The organism is Dactylosporangium sp. CA-233914, from assembly GCF_050942935.1.
Taxonomy (GTDB): domain Bacteria; phylum Actinomycetota; class Actinomycetes; order Mycobacteriales; family Micromonosporaceae; genus Dactylosporangium.
The window spans coordinates 1,453,186-1,470,180 of sequence record NZ_CP192030.1 but is presented as its reverse complement, the minus strand read 5'-3'; the positions used below and the strand labels follow the sequence as shown (position 1 = coordinate 1,470,180).

Sequence of the window (16,995 nt, the reverse complement as noted above, 5' to 3'; positions counted from 1 at the left end):
GATCGCTACGCCTCGCGGGGCTGGTTCTTCTCGCGCATGGCCGCGAGGAACAGGCCATACATCCGGGCGAGGGCCTCCGGCGGCAGCTCCATCCCGTTGCTGCCGCCGGGGTTGAGCCGCAGCGCGCCGGCGTCCTCCGGCCAGGCGACCACGATGTCGGTGAACGGCACGGCGATCCACTCGCGGTCGCCGACCTCGGCCTGCATGTGCGCCACCGACGTAAAGGCGAACACGACCGGCTGCCCGTCGACCCGCTCCGTGCGCCACCACGGGAACTCGGGATCGGTGACGTCGCGGGAGACGGTCGGGACGACGCGGTCGGTGCGGACCGCCGTCCAGTAGTCGCCGGGGTCGGGGGCGTCCGGCGGCGGGTTCGCCGCGGCGATCTCCTCCTCCGTCGGTAGTGGCAGGATCAGGTGGGCCTCGAGCAGGGCGCCCATGTACGCGTCGCGGTCCTCGCGGAGGACGGCCGCGCGCAGCGCGTGGTCGAGCGGCGACCACTGCGGCTCCCACGGCGGCAGGGTCCGGATCGTGTCGGGGGTGAGGAAGCCCTGCAGCGGCAGGCCCGGGTCGACCGCGATGCCCCAGCCCAGGCTCTCGATGGTGTGGACGATCTCGAACAGCGGGGCGCGCCGGACCGCCGGGATCTGCGCAGGCAGGGCGGCGGCCGAGGTCCACGCCAGCACATACGTGACCCCGCCGGCCGGGGACGTCGCCAGGGTCACCGGCTCCCGTCCGGCGGCCGCGGCCGGCGTGATCGGCAGATAGAGGGCCTCCTCGGACAGGGCCCGGCAGTAGGCGAGTTCGTCGCGGGCGGCGACCGCCGCGGCCATCGCCTCCTCGGCCTCGGTCGCCGGGCGCCAGTCCGCGAATCCGGGGAGGGTCATGCCCAGGTGCCCTCGTCGTTCAGGCGGGCCGGGAGGCGGCCGGCGACCAGGGTGGTGATCGCCTCGTCGACGGAGGCCCCGGCATACCAGTCGGCGGTGTGGTCGAGCACGAAGACGCGCCCGCGGTCATCGACCGCCAGCAGGGCCGCGCCGCTCTCCTCCTCGCCGATCGGGGTGAGCCGGGCGCCGATCAGCTCGCCGAGGCCGGCCAGGGTGGAGGCGGAGTGCAGGCCGCGCAGCGGGTCGAAGACGATGCCGGAGCGGGCGACGGCCGCACCGGCGCCGGCGGCGCTGACCGTCAGGCCGCCGAACTCGGCGAAGGCGGCCATCGCGGCCGGGACGACGGTGTGCTGGTGGCCCGACGGGGAAGCGTGGGAGGCCAGCGCCAGGGCCCACATGCGGGCGCGGGACCTCTCGTCGCGGCCGGGCGCCCAGCCGGCCTCGCGCAGGGCCGACTCGACGTCCGCGGGGAACCGTGCCGGGTCGGTCACTGCTCGCTCACCTCGACGCCGAGCCACTCCAGCAGGGCGGTGCAGGTGCGGCACGGGTGCGCGGGGCGGCCGTGCATCGGGTCGCCCTTCTCCCGGATGTGCACCAGGGAGAGCCTCGCCCCCCACAGCTCCGCCCGGGCCGCCGACGGCGTCAGGGGTGCCCCGCCGAAGCGGCGCTCGGCCTCGTGCAGGCGGTCGGAGATCAGGATCGCCTCGGCGCAGTATCCGGCGTAACGCTCCCGCGACTCGCCGGGCAGCTCGTGCAGGAAGCGGCGGATCAGCGCGTGCAGCTCGGGCGGGGTGTCGCCGCGGACCGACGTGTGCTGGTGCACCGTGTCGCCCACCAGCAGCGCGCCCGCGGTCAGCGGCAGCCTGCGGCCGGTCGTCGCCCTGGTCGCCATGCCGACAGCCTAACCGCCGCGGTCATGCGCCCTCCGCTTCGCTCCGGCCGCATGCCTTCCACTGAGCCCATGATGACCGGCCTCCTCCGCCCAGTCCGGCTCGATGAGGCTTCGCGGGGATCGACCCAGACAAGGCGCCGCTTCGCTCCGGAACCGGTCACGCCCCACTGCCCATAGGCGGGCGTCGTATCGAGGGCGGCTGGCTACGATAATGCGAGGGCGACTTTTCTCCAGCAGGGCGATCCACATCGGGAGCCATCATTCGCACACTCCTCGTCTCACCGCAGCAGCGGGGTGCGTATGCCACCATCGGCGACGCGCTCGCCGCGGCCACCGACGACTCGGTGATCGCGGTGGCGCCGGGCACCTACCGGGAGGCCATCTTCGTCACCGGCAAGCGCCTGAGGCTGGTCAGCTCCGACGCGTCGGGCGGCACCGTGACCCTGGACGCCTCCGACATTGCGTATCCGGCTGTCAGCGTCCGTAACGCCACCCTCACGATCGAGGGCTTCACGCTGCGCTCGGCCGACGCCCCGGTGGTCACCGCGCGCGGGACACAGCTCGCGCTGCACGGCTGCGAGCTCGGCGCGCGCTTCGGGCCCGGCGTCGACCTGGCCGGCGGCTCGATCGACATGCGCAAGTGCACGATCACCGGCGCGCAATACGGCGTGATCGTCGAGGACGCCGCCGGCACCGTCGACGACTGCCAGATCAGCGAGATCGCCGAGGACGGTATCATCGTGCGCATCGGCGCCGACCCGGTGATCACCGCCACGATCGTGCGCGGGTGCGGGCGGCGCGGGGTGTATGTGTACCAGTTCGGCAAGCCGACGCTCGAGGGCTGCGAGGTGACCCAGACCGGCGACGCCGGCGTGGTCGTGGCGCACCAGAGCTCGCCGACGATCCGCCGCTGCAAGGTCCACGACACCCAGGGGGTCGGCATCTCCTTCGCGCGCGGCTGCGGCGGCACGGTCGAGGAGTGCCAGATCGAGAACACCGGCGTACCGGCCCTGGACATCGCCGAGGGCGCGACGCCGACGGTCATCACCGCCCGCCCCGACGCGCCGCCGCTGACGATCGGCGACGGCAGCCCGGCGGCCGGCGGCGACGCGGCCGCGGTCGAGGGGCTGCTGGCCGACCTCGACACGATGGTCGGCCTGGCGAGCGTGAAGGACGAGGTCCGGGCGCTCATCGACGAGATCCAGGTCAACGAGTGGCGGCGCAGCGCCGGGCTCTCGGTCGGCGCGATGAGCCACCACCTCGTCTTCGCCGGGGCGCCCGGCACCGGCAAGACCACGGTCGCGCGCATCTACGGGAAGTTGCTGGCGGCACTCGGCGTACTGCCGAAAGGGGCCTTCAAGGAGGTCTCGCGGCGCGATCTGGTCGGGCAGTATCTCGGCCACACCGCCGAGAAGACGTCGGCCGCCTTCGAGGAGGCGCGCGGCGGCGTGCTGTTCATCGACGAGGCGTACACCCTGTCGCGCACCATGGGCTCCGGCGGCGACTTCGGCCAGGAGTCGATCGACACGCTGGTGAAGCTCATGGAGGACCACCGCCACGAGATCGCGGTCATCGCGGCGGGCTACACCGCCGAGATGGACGAGTTCATCTCGGCCAACCCCGGCCTCGCGTCCCGCTTCACCAAGACGGTCGTCTTCGAGAACTACAGTCCCGAGGAGCTCGTCCGCATCGTCCGGCGCATGTGCGCGGCCGACGACTACGTCCTCGGCGACCTGGTCGAGCCGGCGCTGCTGCGCCACTTCGCCTCGGTCGAGCGCGACGCCAACTTCGGCAACGCCCGGGACGCGCGCAAGCTCTTCGAGAGCGTCCGCAAGGCCCAGGCGCAGCGCCTGCGGGTCCTGGGCCACCGCCCGAGCCTCGACGAGCTGCGCATCCTGGAGCTCGCCGACCTGGAGGCCGTGGTGGGGGCGTCATGAGCGAACCCGCCGCCCAGGCCGAGGAGTTCCGGGCCACCTGGTCGCAGACGTGGCACACCCACGTCAAGCCGTTCCTGGTCACCAACATCGTCGTGGCGATCCTGGCCTTCATGATCGGCTATGTGGCCGGCGGCTACGCCGGCGCGATCCTGCTGCCGATCGTCCTGGTCGGCGGCGTGACCTGGCTGCAGCGCATCGCCAGCCGCGGCCACGGCCTGCGCCTGTCCTCGGTGGGCGTGGAGTTCCTGCGCCGCGACGGCAAGGTCGTGCGCATGCGCTGGGCGGACATCCAGGGCGTGGTGCTGATCAACCGCCGCGCGGGGACGGTGATCGCGCCCTACGGCGTGGGCCGGGCCGCCGCCCAGGCCGGCGTGGAGATGTTCGCGGACGCCAACAGCGGCCCGGGCATCACGGGCGTGGGCGAGATCCTGGACCGCGGCACGGCGGCGGCGCAGCGGGGCGGCCCGTGGGTCCCGGCCGGCGACCCGCAGACGGTGAACATGAGCCTGGCCATGATCGACCGCGGCTGGCCCCGGGGCCGGATCGGCGAGTGGTTCCGCCGCTACCGCCCCGACCTGCTCGGGTAAGACGTCAGCCGGCCTGACGCTCGACGCCGGGGAGCTCGATCTCCCAGTCGTCGTTGCCGGGGGTGCTGCCGTCCCACGCGCGGAAGGACAGCTCCGTGGGGGTGGCGACGCCGTTGACCTCGCGAAGGGCGCGGACGACGCCGTCGACGATCTCGGCGTACTCCCGGCTGGTCGGCGGGTAGGCCACCCGGCGGTGCCAGTGGTAGCCCTCGCGCGGGACGGGGGGCTGCCAGCCGAGGGCCGCCAGGCGTTCGCGCTCCGCCTGCGTCTCCTCGTTGGTGCCGGGCGGGTCCTCGACCGTGTGGCCGCTGACCTCGGCGAGGAGCGCGTCCTCGTGCTGGGCGAACTGGGCGAACTGCCAGGGCCGCCCCTTGACCGAGATCACGAAGAGCACACCGCTGCCGAGGGCGCTCAACTCGTAGGTGAGCGCCTCGGCGAACTCGTCCCACGTCGGGGCCGGCGCGGTCATGTTTCCTCCAGGTCGGATCGGCGCCAGGCTCGCAGGCTCGCACCCAGGGGTTCGCGGGTCAGGGTCAGGGCCGCATCGTCGACGAACCACCGCAGCGAGGCCGTGTTACCACCGCTGCCGGCGACCTTGGCCGGGCGGCCGAACTCCGCGATCAGGGCGCGGCCGGCCACCGAGAAGGCGTCCTGCTTGAAGGCCTCGTACTCGGCGGTCATCGGGCGCGGTGGCGGGCTCACGACCGGGACGCTCACGGTGCTGGCCGAGCCGTCGCCGGCGAGGTTGACGGCGCCGTTTCCCGTTTCGACGCCCGCGTCGCCGTAGCGGGTCGTCGTCCGCTCGTGGGGGATGTGGGGCCAGCCGAGCTCCGACAGGACCCGCTCCGGGGGGACCTTGTGCAGCATCGGTGCCACGGACAGGATCTTGCGGGCCAGGGCGCAGGCCTGGGCGCCGCTGAGCATGCGCAGCTCGTCCGGCATGCGATCCACCTTAACCAAACCGGGGCGGGAAAAACCTAGCGGGACCAGGCTGTCGTCGCGCGCTGGGCCGGCGCGGGGGCGGCGCCGCGGATCAGCGACGTCAGGGCCTCGTCGATGTCGCGGCCCAGGTAGCGCTCCACCTCGCCCGCCGTGCCGATGCCCTGCCCGGGGTGCAGCACGATCTCCGAGTTCCACTGGGGCACCGAGCCGATCGGCAGCAGCGGCGCGCCCAGGCGCTGTTCGGCGGCGGCGATCCGGGCCGGGTCGCCGGCGGGCCCACGCGGCAGCAGGTGGAAGGCCATGACGCGCCAGTCGCGGCCGTAGCCGTACACCGGGTAGGTCAGGCCGCCGAACTCGGACAGGATCTCGCGGCGCGCCGGGTCCAGCGCCGGGTCGAGGTCGGCACCGATGTCGCGGCCCGGGGTCCAGCCGGCCGTCAGCAACAGGTCGAAGACGTCCGGGGGCAGGCGGAACTGCATCGGGGCGGCGGGCTCGAACGGGCCGGGCATGAAGGGCAGCAGCGCCTGGTGGGCCTGGCCGCAGCGGTCGGCGTGCGCGCGGGGGCTGTAGTGGCCGCGCTTGCCCATCAGGTCGAACAGCTCCGGTGGCGGGGCGACGCCGTGGTGCTCGAGGTAGTACTCCAGCGCCAGCGGCCAGATCCAGTCGCCGTCGGTGCGGTAGCCGCGCGGGACCGCCGGCTCCTGCGTGAAGAAGTCGGGCCCGAGCGTGAGCGGGTCGCGGATCACCCAGGAGCCGCTGCGCAGGTAGCGCAGGGCCCGGTGGAAGCGCCGCTCGGAGGCCTCCGTGAACTGGCCGGGGACCAGCTCGCCGCCGGTGTACTCCCCCAGGCGCACGATCCGGAACGGCTGATCGGACTCGCCAATGCTCACGCCTGCTCACCTCGTTCGAGGTCCGCGTGCTCGGCCTGCCAGTCGCGGTACCACTGCTCGAAGAATCCCCGGCCCGCGGCGAGCGGCACGAACGTGGCGACCGTCTCGCGGTAGTACGCGGCCCGCTTGGCCGGGCGCGGGTGGGTGCGCAGCCGCTGCACGTTGCTGAGCCGGTCGGCGAGCTTCACCGCCAGGGCCGCGTCCGGGGCTTGGCGCAGGCTCGCGAGGTACGACTCCCGATCCCCGCTCTTCGTGACCCACCCGACCAGCTCCGCGGTGCGGTCGCCGAAGCGGGACCGGACCTCCTCGAGCGTGGTCGGCGTGTCCTCGACGACGTCGTGCAGGAGCGCGGCGCGCAGCACGTCGGCATCGCGTTCACCGGCCGCCTCGACCAGGACCTCGAGGGCCTCCAGGAGGTGCTCGACATACGGCTCGCCGGCCGGTCGGCGCTGGTCGCCGTGGCGGGCCACGGCGAAGGCGACCGCGTCGTCGAGCGCGGCCAGCGTCCCGGCATCGAGCCGGTCGCGATAGCGCTCGCGCAGGGCCGGCCAGCCCACGGAACCGTCAAACGTGCGCGGCACCGCCGGCCCCTCCCTGCTGCTCGAAGACGGTGGCGTCGACCGCGGGCGACGAGCCCGTGAGCCGCACCGCGTTGTTGCGGTGGCTCCAGGCCGCGGCGATCGTGTAGCCGGAGTTGGCGGCGGCGAGGGTGACGTATCCGGGCGACTCCTCCGGCGCCTCGACCGTCCAGCCGTCGGCGCGCAGCCGCTCCGCGATCCGCCCCAGCGTCGCCCGGCCGGTGGCTCCGGTCGGTGGCACGGCGAGATACTCGCACTCCACCTGGTATCGCTCCTCCGCCAGCACGACCGAGGCCCGCCCGACCCGGTGCGGCTCGGGCTCGCGGGTCCGCCGAACCCGGGCCCCCGGCACGGCGGCGGCCGCCGCCGCGAGCTGCGCGTCGAGCCACTGCTGCGACTGCTCCAGCCACCGGCCCATCGTGTCCCAGCCCGGCGGCGTCGGCTGCGCGTCCGGGCGGGGCCGCACGCCGATCGGCTCGCCGCGCTCGAGGTGCCGCTCGCGCCACTCGCGCCAGGAGGGCAGCACGGATCGGGGCGCCTCAGGGTGTACGGCCGAAGCCTCGAAATCCGCAATCAGCCGCAGGTCGCGCAGGGCGGCCTGCGCGGCGCGGACGTCGGCGCGGGCCTGCTCGTCGTCGGCGTATTCGCGCCCGTCCACGACGAACGCGGGCTCCAGATCGTCGTCGGCCTCCCCCAGCCGGAAGACGTAAAGCATGATGCCACCGCCACTCACGTGCCCTCCAGCTGGTCCAGAGCGGCAGCCTCCTCGAACGCGCGGCGGACGGCCTCCGCGTCGGCCTGCGAGAGCGCGACGTAGGGCTTGTAGAGCGAGTTGTGCTCGATGTCCGCGGCGATCGAGGCGCGCAGCGTGGTCAGCTGCAGCTCGAACGCGTACTTGTGCCCGTTGACCTCGATGCCGATGCAGAGCGGGATCACACGGTACGCCGGGCTCTTGGACTTCGGGGAGGCATACATGTTGTCCACCTCCACGATCCGTCCGCCGTCGCCGACGCCGAAAGTGTGGACGACCGCCTGCAGGGTGCGCCACAGGCTGGCGGTGTCGGGCACGGTGATCCGCGCGCCCACCGCGTCGATGATATCGCCGACGCGGTACCAGTCGCGGGGCGCAGCGCCGGGCCGCCCGCGGCTCATCCGGCCGACCTTGTCGATCAGGCCGTCGGCGTCCTTGGCCCGGCTGTTGTAGTCGACCGGGCCGTCGGTGGTCTCCTGGATCTGCTCGGCGATCGCCTGCAGCTGCCGGTCGACCTCGGGCTTGAGCTCGGTGGTGAGCCGGTCGGCGTACGCGCGCACGCCGGCCATCTGCGCCTCGCTCGGATTCGCCCCGGCGTTGAGGGCCGGGTCGGAGTCCTTGAGCTCGGCGACGTACTGCTGCATCCGGGTCTGCTCGGCGCCCTCGGCCCGGTTGACCCACTCCGGCACGTTGTCGTAGAGCGGCCCGCGGCCCGGGTTGTCCTCCAGGAACGCGTGCAGGTCGCCGCCGTAGGACGCCAGCGCGTCGCCGCGGGCCAGCTCCTCGAGGTTGATGAGGACGACCTCGCGCAGTTCGGGGTTGCGCAGCGAGTTGGTGACGTTGAGCGCGTGCGGGTCGTCGAGCAGCTTCTCGAGCACGCCGGCAAGCTCCGGCGAGTGCGGGGCGATGCGCTCCTGGACGAGCTGGTGCGCCGCTAGGTTCGCCGCAGCAGGATCCGCCGCAGCTCCGGCTCGGACGGCATGATCGTGCCCGCCTCCAGCAGGAGCCGCTCCGCCTGCTCCCGGGTGATCTCCCGGGATCCCGGCGGCGGGCTCGCCGCCCAGGATCGCCGCGATGTCGCCCGCTCGATAGTCAAAGCCCGTCTCGTCCCCGGGGTGGCCTCCGCGACCGTCACCGTGTCCGGCGTCTCGTGATACGTGTACGCCACCGGCGGGGTCTCCTCCACCGCCAGCACCACGCCCCGCGCCACCGGGCTCGGCGTCGTGGACTCCACGGCCAGGGTCACCCACCCCTCCCGCCGGTCCCGCGGGCTCTCCGCCTCGATCGCCAGCACCCTCGCCCGGGCCCCGGTCCCATCGCCCAGCGTCATCCCCGGCTCGATGACGCCCCCCAGCGTCATACCCGAGATCATCAGACCCCGGCCGGGCCAGTCGAACATCCTCTCCACCGAGAAGCGGATCACCCGGGCCCCTTCCGTGCTCGCCGAGCGTCGCGGCCAGCGTCTCGTGGTCGGCGAACGCGGCCGGCCCGAGGACCAGCACGCGGCCGCCCTCCTCCGGCGGCGCGATCGCGGCGACGCCCTGCTCGTCCATGTACCGCGCCAGCTGCGGATCGGCCAGCCGGATCTCGACCCCGCGCAGGTCGACGCCGTGCCGGTTGGCGACGGCGTGCACCTCGTCCGTCGTCATCGGCACCGTGACGTCGTAGTGCGGCGGGAGATCGCCGGGCGGCGGGCCGTCGTCGTGCAGCCGGCCGGTCAGGGCCGCCGGGTCGTCGTAGCCCTCGTAGCGCAGGCGCAGCTCGTAGTGCTCGTACCCGGTCCGGTTGAGCTCCAGCACGTGCAGCCGGGCGCCCGCGGGCAGCAGCGCGTGGCCCTGGGCGTGCTCGCCGACCCCGCCGATCCAGACCATGGGTGTACCGCGCGGTGCCTCCACGATCACCGTGACGTTGCCGACGACCGGCGCGTCGTGCTCGGTGGCGCCCAGCCGCGTGAACGTGTCCATCGTGACGGTGCCGTCGACCAGCCCCGGCAGCTCGGTCGTCTCGCGGATGCCGAGCTGACGGATGTCGATGCCGGCGTGCAGGCGCAGGTCGGCACCGGACTCGCGCATGGTGTCCTGGATGCGGAAGGCGTCGGCGCGGTTCGCCGGGGCGGTCGTCTCGCCGGTGCGCAGGAAGTGCTCGACGCCCGAGCCGCCCCCGCCGGCGTAGCGGCGGATCGCCTCGTGCTGCTGCGGCGTCCACTCGGCGGCGTGGCCGGCGCTGTGCTCCGCGACGTACTCGGGCGACGGCTCCTGGAACCGCTCGTCGATGAGGTCGTACCGCGGGCTGTGGCTGGTCGCCAGGTCGAGCTCGGTCATCGCGTCGTGGTGGGCGCGCCCCTCGGCGGTGTCGAGGTAGTCGCCGAGCATCCGCTCGTAGCGCGGCTGCCCGCCCTCGGCCGCGATGGCCGCGTCGACCGCCCGGGCCGCCTCGTACACGGTCATGCCGTGCGCCCACTCGCCGGTCTTGCGGTGAGCCTGCTCGCGCAGCAGGTCGTAGAGGTCGCGGCCGGTCATGTCGCGCCGGTAGCCGAGCTCGTCGCGGACGACGCCGGTCATCCGCTGGATCTCCTCGGCGTTCGGCGGGCTGCCGAAGCGGTCGATCACCGCGTCTCGGCGGGCGACGAGGTCGCCGACCATGAACGCGGCCTGGTCGGCGGGCAGCCCGGCGGTGTCGACCAGCCGGCGGATGTGCTCGTCGGTGAGGTTGCGCAGTGTGCCGACCGCCTGGCGGCCGTCCCGCGGCGGCGGGATCGCCTCGCCGCTGTGGTCGTGCAGCGGCTGTTGCCCGAGCCGCTCGGCGAGCAGCCGGTCGAGCTCGGTGAGCACGTGGTCGGGGCGGGCCGGGCGGCCGTCGCGGGGGGCCGGGGCATCGTCGAAGCGCCCCGGACGAGCCGCCTCCAGCACGCCCTCGATGCGCTCGCGCAGCTGGTCGGCGCCCTGGAAGGCCAGGTCGGCGTCGGTGGTGCGGGTGATGCGGTCGGCGTTGAACGCGTGGGCGTCCGGGCCGTCGGGGCGCGCGGCCCGCAGGAAGTCCCGTACCCCGGTCGCGTCGACGTCGATGACCCGCCCGTCGGCGAGCTCGACGCGCACCACGGCGGTGTCGGAGGTGCCGCCGGCGCGGTCCATGAGCTCGTGCTGGGCCAGCCGGCGTACGTCGACGACGCCGTCGAACTCGCCGGGCCGGCGCAGCTCGGCGACCGCCTGGTCGAACGCGTGCTCGCCGCGGGCGGAGGAGAACTCGGTCGTGCCGTGGCCGACGGTGACCCGGAAGTCGGCGCTGCCGAGGTCGGCGCCGTGCAGGACGAACGCGTCCCGCGCGCGGGAGACGTGCTCGGCGACCGGGGTGTAGTGGCCGCTGTGGTTGTCGACGATGACGATCCGGCCGTTGTCGACGATCAGCGAGCCGGCGGCGTCGATGTCCCCGCCCGCGAAGAGGCTGGAGTGCTTGGCGTTGTCGCGGCCGTACTCGACCGCGTGGATCTCCTGCGTGTGCGGGTCGACGGCGTAGATGTACTCGCCGTCGAGCGGCAGGCCCTCATGGTCGTACAGCAGCCCGTCCACGACCCGGACGGTCGCGCGGGCCTGCTGCTCGGCGTTGAAGTACGGCACCCCGCCGGCCCGGTCGTCGGCGACGATCGCCTCGGGCAGGTGGATCGGGTCGCCGTGCAGCCGCGGGCCCTCGACCACGACCCGCGGCCCGGCGATCGGGTTCTCGGGGCTGGGCTGCTGGAAGTCGATGCGGGTGTGCTCGATGAGCCGGGCGGTGGCCGCGTCGATGCCGTGCTCGGCGTGCACGACGATCCGCGGCGGCTGCCCGTCGACCCAGGTCCGCGGGTCGGCGGCGCCCTCCAGCAGGCCGCGCACGTGTGTCTGCACGGCGTGCGGATCGGCGCCGGGCCAGGCGAGCGCGGGTGGCAGCTCGGCGTGCCAGGCGCGGCCACCCTCGGTGACGTCGACGCCGTGCAGGTACTGCGGGTCGTAGCTGCCCAGCCGCGGCAGCGGCTCCCCCGCGGCCCGGGCCTGCGCCTCCTCGTACTTGTCCAGCGCCTTCCAGTTGGGATCGATCTTCTCGGGGTGGAACTCGTTGTTCTTGCCCTCGAACGAGAAGTCGTTCACCTTGGTCGTGCTGGAGCCCTGGTCGATCACCTTCTGACCCGTCACCGGGTCGCGCACCGGCTGCCTGGTCTCCGGGTCGATGACCGCCCGCTCGACCGAGGTCGTCACCTTGTGGTACTCGACCGTGACCGACCCGTCCCGGATACCCTCGAGCAGGCCCGGGTGCTCCTTGAACAGCTTGAGCATGTGCGGGTCGTTCTCGAGCATCCACTTGAGGTAGGGGCCGGTGCCCTGCTCGGCCTTGCCGTTGAACTCGTGGAAGTACTTGCTGCCCAGATCGGCCGAGCCGCCCTTGGCCTCCCACAGGTCGAGCCGGTTGAAGCCCGCCGGGGCGTCCTCGCCGTCCCAGCGCAGCGCGATGATGTCCAGCTCGCCCGGGGTCGCCGACTTCGGGTCGCCGAGCACGTGCACGGTCTCCGGCGGGACCTCCGTCTGCCCGGGGCGCAGGATCGACGGGTCCTCGACGTTGAACAGCGACTCGCGGGCGACGCCGAGCCCGGCGTGCATGCCGGCCTCGCCGCTGGCCTTGGCCTGGTTGTTGACCTCGTTGTGGTACCGGTCGACCGCGGCCTCGAGCTCCTTGATCCGGGCCTCGGAGATGTTCGGGTTGTCCTTGAGCTGCTCGATCGTCTCCTTGAAGGTCTTGCCGGGCTCGAACTGCTCGGGCTTGTAGGCGCTGCGCCCCTTCAGCCCGAGGTCCTCGTTGAGGTCCTTGACCATCTGGTTACGCGCCTCGGTGGCCTGGTGCGCGCGGTCCTGCGCGTCGTGCCAGGTCTGCGACGAGTCGTGCACGCCCTGGACCGGGTCGGTGTCGAACGACGTGTCGGAGCGCAGCTCGTGCGGGCGGGCCTCGCCCTCGACCGCCTGCACGGCGATGTTCTGCCGCTCGGCGGTGTGCCAGTCCTTGATGAAGTCGCCGTTGTGGTCCTGCAGCAGGCCCGAGGCGGCCCGCTGCGTGTCCGACATGTCGCCGGGGATGTGCAGGCGGTCGTCGGGTCCGCGGTACAGATCCATGTCGATCTGCGTGCCGCGCTGGACCGCCTTCTCGGACAGGTCCTCGTGCTTGAACTCCCGGGCCGGCTCGCCGCTCTGGTGCGGCTTCGCCCCGGTCACGTCCCCGGTGCCGGGCGCGTGGCCGCCGACGTCGTGCAGGCCGGGCACGATCGGCTCGCCGTGCGCGTCGAGCGTGATCGACCAGACGCCGCCGACGTTGTCGTGGTACATCGGGCCGTGGTCGGAGATCAAGCCCCGCTGCATGTCGACCCAGACGATGTCGCGGCCGATTCTCAGCGCGTTGAACGCGTGGCCCTCGCCGCTGTCCGCCCACTTGATGACGACGACCGCCGCCGAGCCGGGCCCGGCGTCGCGCAGCTGCTGCTCGACCCGGCCGAGCCCGGACGCGTCGCGGCCGTCCATCGACCACTCGCCGCGGGTCCACTCGGCGATACGCTGGGCGCCGTTGTGCTCGCCACCGGCGATCGGGTCGCGCATGGAACCCGCGACGGTAGGCTCGCCGTAGTGGTTCGCGAGCACCGCCATGGCCACGTCGGGGCAGTTGTTGTTGCGCCCCGGCTCGTGCACGCCGCCGTCGTTGACCTTCTGGGCCCAGTCGCCGATGCGCGGGTCCGGGTGGCGCTGCGGATTGCCGTGCTTGTCGTGCGGGAAGGCGTCCTCGAGCGCGCGCACGTCCCGCACGGCCGGCGGGTCGATGTGTTCGCCGGGCCGGGTCTCGGCAACGGTACGGCCGTCGCCGACCTTCCCTACCGTGTCCGGCGGCTGCTCCTCATGCCGCCCGGTCCCTGTTTCGTGCTCGCCGGCCCCGGTTCCGTGCTCCCCTGTGGCGTGTTCTCCACCGGTCGGCTCGTGGGGGCCGACGGCCGGCTCGTGGGCGCCGGTCGTGCCGTGCGGGTCGACCGACTCGATGCCGAAGTCCTTGATGAACGGCCCGCACGAGTCGCACGGCGGGGCGAAGTCGCCGTGCTCCTGCCGCGACCCGTCCCCGATCCAGTGCGTGGAGACGACCCCGTCGCGCATCTGCTCGCGCGCGTAGGCCGGAAAGTCCCCGCCGGGCCGCCCCTGCTCGTTCCACTGCCGTTCGAGCTCGTACAGCCTGTCGCTGACCAGCACCACCTCGGCACACTTGCCGTGGTTCTGCCCGACCCGCTTGTCCGGATCGTGCTCGGCGGCCGCCTTGATCTCGTCGAGCACGCGCCGCGCCTCGGGGTGGATCTGCAACTCGGTGGTGGACCCGTCGCCGTGCTTCATCGGCCGCGCGCTGGTATGGCTGGTGACGGTGGGGTCCTCCGGCGTCAGCAGCGCCCCGGCGACCCGGACCCGGTTCTTCTTCCCGAGCCCCTCGTCCTCCATCTGATCGCGTACGGCATCGGCGAGATCCCGCGCCGACTTGTCGACGGCCGCCCGCCCCTCCGGGCTGCCGGGGTCCCCCTCGAAGTGCTGCGGCGGCCCCTCGTAACTGCGAGTCCCCTCGGCCGACTCGGTCGTGGACAGCTTCGACGGCGGGTGCTCGTCACCGCCCCCGCCCCCGGGCCGGTCCCCCGGCGGCGGATTGTCGTCGCCCCCGCCGGCGGGCCCTTCCCCACGCTCGCCCCCCGTGCCCGACTCCCGCCCCGGCAACGTATCGGTCCCGCGCCCGCCACCGCCGCGCTCCCCACCGCCGGTCGTACCCTCGTGCACGGAGACGGGCCGGTTGTGCCCGCCGGGCCCGTCACTGCCCCCGACCCGCACCGGCATGTCGTCGACCCGAGGAAGAGGCACGAACACCGCGGCCGGCTCCTCGGCCCGATGCCGGCCACCTTCCCCACCGCGCTCGTGCTCGCCACCGCCCCCGTCACGAACGGGCGCATGCTCCCCGGCCCGTCCACCGTTCTCCCCAGCCTGAACGTGCTCCCCGGCCCGGCCGCCGCTCTCCCCAACCTGAACGTGCTCCCCGGCCCGGCTCCCGTTCTCTCCAGCCCGGCTTTCGTTCTCCCCGACCCGAACGTGCTCCCCGGCCCGCGACCCCTGCTCGCCAACCTGAACATGGTCCCCGGCCCGAGTCCCATGATCGCCAACCGGAACGTGCTCCCCGGGCCGTCCGCCGTGGTCGGCGACGGGAACGGGCTCCCCGGGCCGCCCACCGTTGTCGCGAACCGGAACATGCTCCCCCGTCCGCGCTCCGCCCTCCCCGACGCGCACATGCTCGCCAGGCCGCGACCCGGTCTCGCCCGGCCGAGCCCCTGCTTCTCCGGCACGCTCAGGCGCCCGGATCGACCCGTTGGTCCGGTTCTGCTCAGCAGTACGCCCCCCATCGGTCGTACGAGCCCCGTCCCCGGAACGCTCCCCGGAGCGCGCGCCCTCGCCGGACCGCCCGGCCTCGCCACCGCGCCCGGATTCGGCATGCCGCCCGGTCCCCTCGGTCGTCCGCCCGCTCGCATCTGTGGTCCGGCCCGTGCCGTCCGTCGTCCGCCCAGTCGCGTCGGTCGTCCGCCCGGTTGCGTCCGTGGTCCGGCCCGTCGCGTCCGTCGTGCGGCCCGTGCCGTCCGTCGTCCGCCCGGCCGCGTCCGTCGTGCGGCCCGTCGCATCCGCCGTCCGTCCGGTCGCGTCCGTGGTCCGGCCCGTCGCGTCCGTGGTGCGTGCCCCGTCGACACCCGCCGGGCGGTCCGCGACCAGCGGCCCGCCGGCGACGGCCTGCGTGCGATCGCCCGCCGCGCCCGACTCCTGCCCAGTTCGTCCCCCGCTTTCGTGCCCTGCCTGCGCGCCCCCCTCTTGCCCGATGTGCGTCCCGGTCTCCACGTGCGAGCCGGTCTCCCCGCCCGCGCGGATGCCGGTCTCGCCCCCGCCGCTCGTTCCCGTTGTGGTCCTGGTGTCCGCCCCGTTGTACGACCCGCCGCTCGACCCCGAGCCGGTGTCCGCCGCCCGCTGCGTGACCGGCTCGCCGCCCCCGGACGTGACCGGTTCCCCGCCGCGCTGGGTCACCGGGTCGCCGCCACCCCGGGTGACGGGATCGCCGCCGCCTTGGGTGACAGGGTCGCCGGTGTGCGTGGTTACCGGTTCGTTGCCGTGTGCGTTCGAGGTCGTGGTCGAGTCGACCGGAGCGGTGACGGAGCCACCGGCCGGAGTGTCGGAAGTCGGCGCCAGTGATTGACCGTCCCCCGCAGTGTAATCCGACCCCCCGACATTCCCCGCGCCCCGATCACCCGCAGTGACCCCACCATCACCGGTCGCCCCGCGATTGCCGGAGTCGCCAGTCGCGCCGCGATCGCCCGTGCCCGTGACACCCGTGTCCCCCGTAGCGCCGGAATCGCCACCGTGGACCCCGACGTCGCCCGCGTTGCCCTCGCTCAGGCTGCCGGGCTCGCCGACGTTGACGGTCTCGCCCGCGCCCCTCTCGCCCGGGCGGCCGGTCTCGCCGTCGAGGTGCGGCGTCTCGCCGCCGCGGGTCCCCGGTGCGTGCGGGCTGCGCAGGGCGCCGAGGCCGCCCATCGTCCCGCCCATCGCGGCACCGTTGAGGAAGGACTCCAGGGAGATGCCCTGCGTGATGTTCTTCCAGCTCCAGTCGCCGGTCATGAAGCCCGTGGTGAGCATCATCGACGCGGGCATGATCAGGGCGTTGGCACCGGCGTGGACGCCGGCGTTGGCGGCGACGCGGGGCAGGCGGCTCTTGATCGGCAGGTGGACGAAGTTGAGGGGGAAGGTCAGCGCGCCGGTGATGGCGCCCGAGACGAGGCTGTTGAGCAGGGAGTGGGTGTCGAGCTCCTTGCGGGTGCCCTCGGCGATCTGGATCTCCTGGGCGAGGAAGTCCGCACCGACGGAGAAGGCGATCTGCTGTACCTCATGAATCACGAACTTCGTGAACAGCTTGCGGATGATGCCCTTGCCGAGCCACTGGACCAGGCGCTGCAGGACGCGTCCGGCGATCGTGCGGGCGGTGGCGACCGCGGCGCCGGCGGCCGCCTCGGAGCCGCCGAAGGTGAACGCGGCGAGCACCTGGCAGATGATGACGGTGATGAGCGTGATGACCAGGGTGATGACGAGGACGAGCTTGGCGTACTCGATCTCCATCGCGGCGTTCTCGGCCGCCGCGGAGTAGTTCAGTGCGATGTCCGCGACCTGGGGCAGGCCGTGCTCGGGGCCGACCGCGAGGGCGCTCCAGTACGTGTTGAAGGCCTCGCCGGCGTCGCCGCCCCACGCCTGCGAGATCTGCATCGCGATCGTGTCGGCGTTGTTCAGCAGCCCGTTGAGCTCGGTCGCGAGGTCCTGCCACGCGTGCCCGAGGTCGCGCAGCTTGTCCTCGTCGCCCTCCGGCCACGCGGAACCGCCCCCGATGATGCAGATGGCGTCCCACAGCCAGTCGAGGGGGTGCAGATCCGGCTTCTGAACAGACAATGTCGACGACTCCCCGCGTCAACCC

The 16,995-nt window shown here is 73.4% G+C and carries 11 protein-coding genes; 2 read left to right on the top strand and 9 right to left on the bottom strand.

Going from position 1 to position 16,995, the window contains the following annotated elements; genetic code table 11:
- Positions 1–5: 5 nt before the first annotated feature.
- Genes ACQPY0_RS06725 through ACQPY0_RS06715 form a run of 3 tightly spaced genes read right to left on the bottom strand, consistent with a single transcriptional unit; the run spans position 6 to position 1,779 of the window.
- Positions 6–887 carry an SseB family protein gene (locus tag ACQPY0_RS06725; protein ID WP_432985996.1) on the bottom strand — a complete coding sequence of 294 codons (882 nt, stop codon included), beginning with the start codon at positions 885–887 and terminating at the stop codon, positions 6–8.
- A complete protein-coding gene (locus ACQPY0_RS06720) occupies positions 884–1,378 on the bottom strand; it encodes an SUKH-3 domain-containing protein (protein WP_432985995.1) in 495 nt (164 codons plus the stop codon). Before ACQPY0_RS06720 ends, ACQPY0_RS06725 begins: the two co-directional genes overlap by 4 nt.
- Positions 1,375–1,779 carry a YwqJ-related putative deaminase gene (locus ACQPY0_RS06715; RefSeq protein ID WP_432985993.1) on the bottom strand — a complete coding sequence of 135 codons (405 nt, stop codon included), beginning with the start codon at positions 1,777–1,779 and terminating at the stop codon, positions 1,375–1,377. The genes ACQPY0_RS06720 and ACQPY0_RS06715 overlap by 4 nt, the downstream gene beginning before the upstream one ends.
- Before the next feature lie 257 nt (positions 1,780–2,036).
- Here ACQPY0_RS06715 and ACQPY0_RS06710 point away from each other — a divergent pair, with 257 nt between their 5' ends.
- Positions 2,037–3,716 carry a right-handed parallel beta-helix repeat-containing protein gene (locus tag ACQPY0_RS06710; RefSeq protein WP_432995044.1) on the top strand — a complete coding sequence of 560 codons (1,680 nt, stop codon included), beginning with the start codon at positions 2,037–2,039 and terminating at the stop codon, positions 3,714–3,716.
- Entirely contained in the window at positions 3,713–4,303 is a 591-nt protein-coding gene (locus ACQPY0_RS06705) for a hypothetical protein (RefSeq protein WP_432985991.1), read from the top strand. The genes ACQPY0_RS06710 and ACQPY0_RS06705 overlap by 4 nt, the downstream gene beginning before the upstream one ends.
- 4 nt (positions 4,304–4,307) lie before the next feature.
- On the opposite strand, the gene ACQPY0_RS06700 is transcribed toward ACQPY0_RS06705, so the two are convergent.
- Genes ACQPY0_RS06700 through ACQPY0_RS06675 form a run of 6 tightly spaced genes read right to left on the bottom strand, consistent with a single transcriptional unit; the run spans position 4,308 to position 16,970 of the window.
- Complete coding sequence (locus ACQPY0_RS06700; protein WP_432985989.1) at positions 4,308–4,772, bottom strand: TY-Chap domain-containing protein; 465 nt, start codon at positions 4,770–4,772, stop codon at positions 4,308–4,310.
- The gene (locus ACQPY0_RS06695; protein ID WP_432985987.1) at positions 4,769–5,245 is read right to left on the bottom strand and encodes a DUF6301 family protein; all 477 of its coding nucleotides are present in this window, start codon (positions 5,243–5,245) and stop codon (positions 4,769–4,771) included. The genes ACQPY0_RS06700 and ACQPY0_RS06695 overlap by 4 nt, the downstream gene beginning before the upstream one ends.
- 35 nt (positions 5,246–5,280) lie before the next feature.
- Positions 5,281–6,135: an SUKH-3 domain-containing protein gene (locus tag ACQPY0_RS06690; RefSeq protein WP_432985985.1), complete on the bottom strand. Its 855-nt coding sequence runs from the start codon at positions 6,133–6,135 to the stop codon at positions 5,281–5,283.
- Positions 6,132–6,716 (bottom strand): HD domain-containing protein, encoded by a 585-nt coding sequence (locus ACQPY0_RS06685; RefSeq protein WP_432985983.1) that lies wholly within the window; start codon positions 6,714–6,716, stop codon positions 6,132–6,134. Before ACQPY0_RS06685 ends, ACQPY0_RS06690 begins: the two co-directional genes overlap by 4 nt.
- Positions 6,700–7,428, bottom strand: coding sequence for a hypothetical protein (locus ACQPY0_RS06680; protein WP_432985981.1), 729 nt, complete (start codon positions 7,426–7,428; stop codon positions 6,700–6,702). Before ACQPY0_RS06680 ends, ACQPY0_RS06685 begins: the two co-directional genes overlap by 17 nt.
- Before the next feature lie 14 nt (positions 7,429–7,442).
- The gene (locus ACQPY0_RS06675) at positions 7,443–16,970 is read right to left on the bottom strand and encodes a toxin glutamine deamidase domain-containing protein (RefSeq protein ID WP_432985979.1); all 9,528 of its coding nucleotides are present in this window, start codon (positions 16,968–16,970) and stop codon (positions 7,443–7,445) included.
- Between the last annotated feature and the right edge of the window lie 25 nt (positions 16,971–16,995).

Bases quoted from the DNA above. Each gene is read 5' to 3' on its own strand.
- ACQPY0_RS06725 (WP_432985996.1), bottom strand. From the start codon at position 887: ATGACCCTCCCCGGATTCGCGGACTGGCGCCCGGCGACCGAGGCCGAG.
- ACQPY0_RS06680 (WP_432985981.1), bottom strand. From the start codon at position 7,428: ATGCTTTACGTCTTCCGGCTGGGGGAGGCCGACGACGATCTGGAGCCC.
- ACQPY0_RS06695 (WP_432985987.1), bottom strand. From the start codon at position 5,245: ATGCCGGACGAGCTGCGCATGCTCAGCGGCGCCCAGGCCTGCGCCCTG.
- ACQPY0_RS06705 (WP_432985991.1), top strand. From the start codon at position 3,713: ATGAGCGAACCCGCCGCCCAGGCCGAGGAGTTCCGGGCCACCTGGTCG.
- ACQPY0_RS06700 (WP_432985989.1), bottom strand. From the start codon at position 4,772: ATGACCGCGCCGGCCCCGACGTGGGACGAGTTCGCCGAGGCGCTCACC.
- ACQPY0_RS06715 (WP_432985993.1), bottom strand. From the start codon at position 1,779: ATGGCGACCAGGGCGACGACCGGCCGCAGGCTGCCGCTGACCGCGGGC.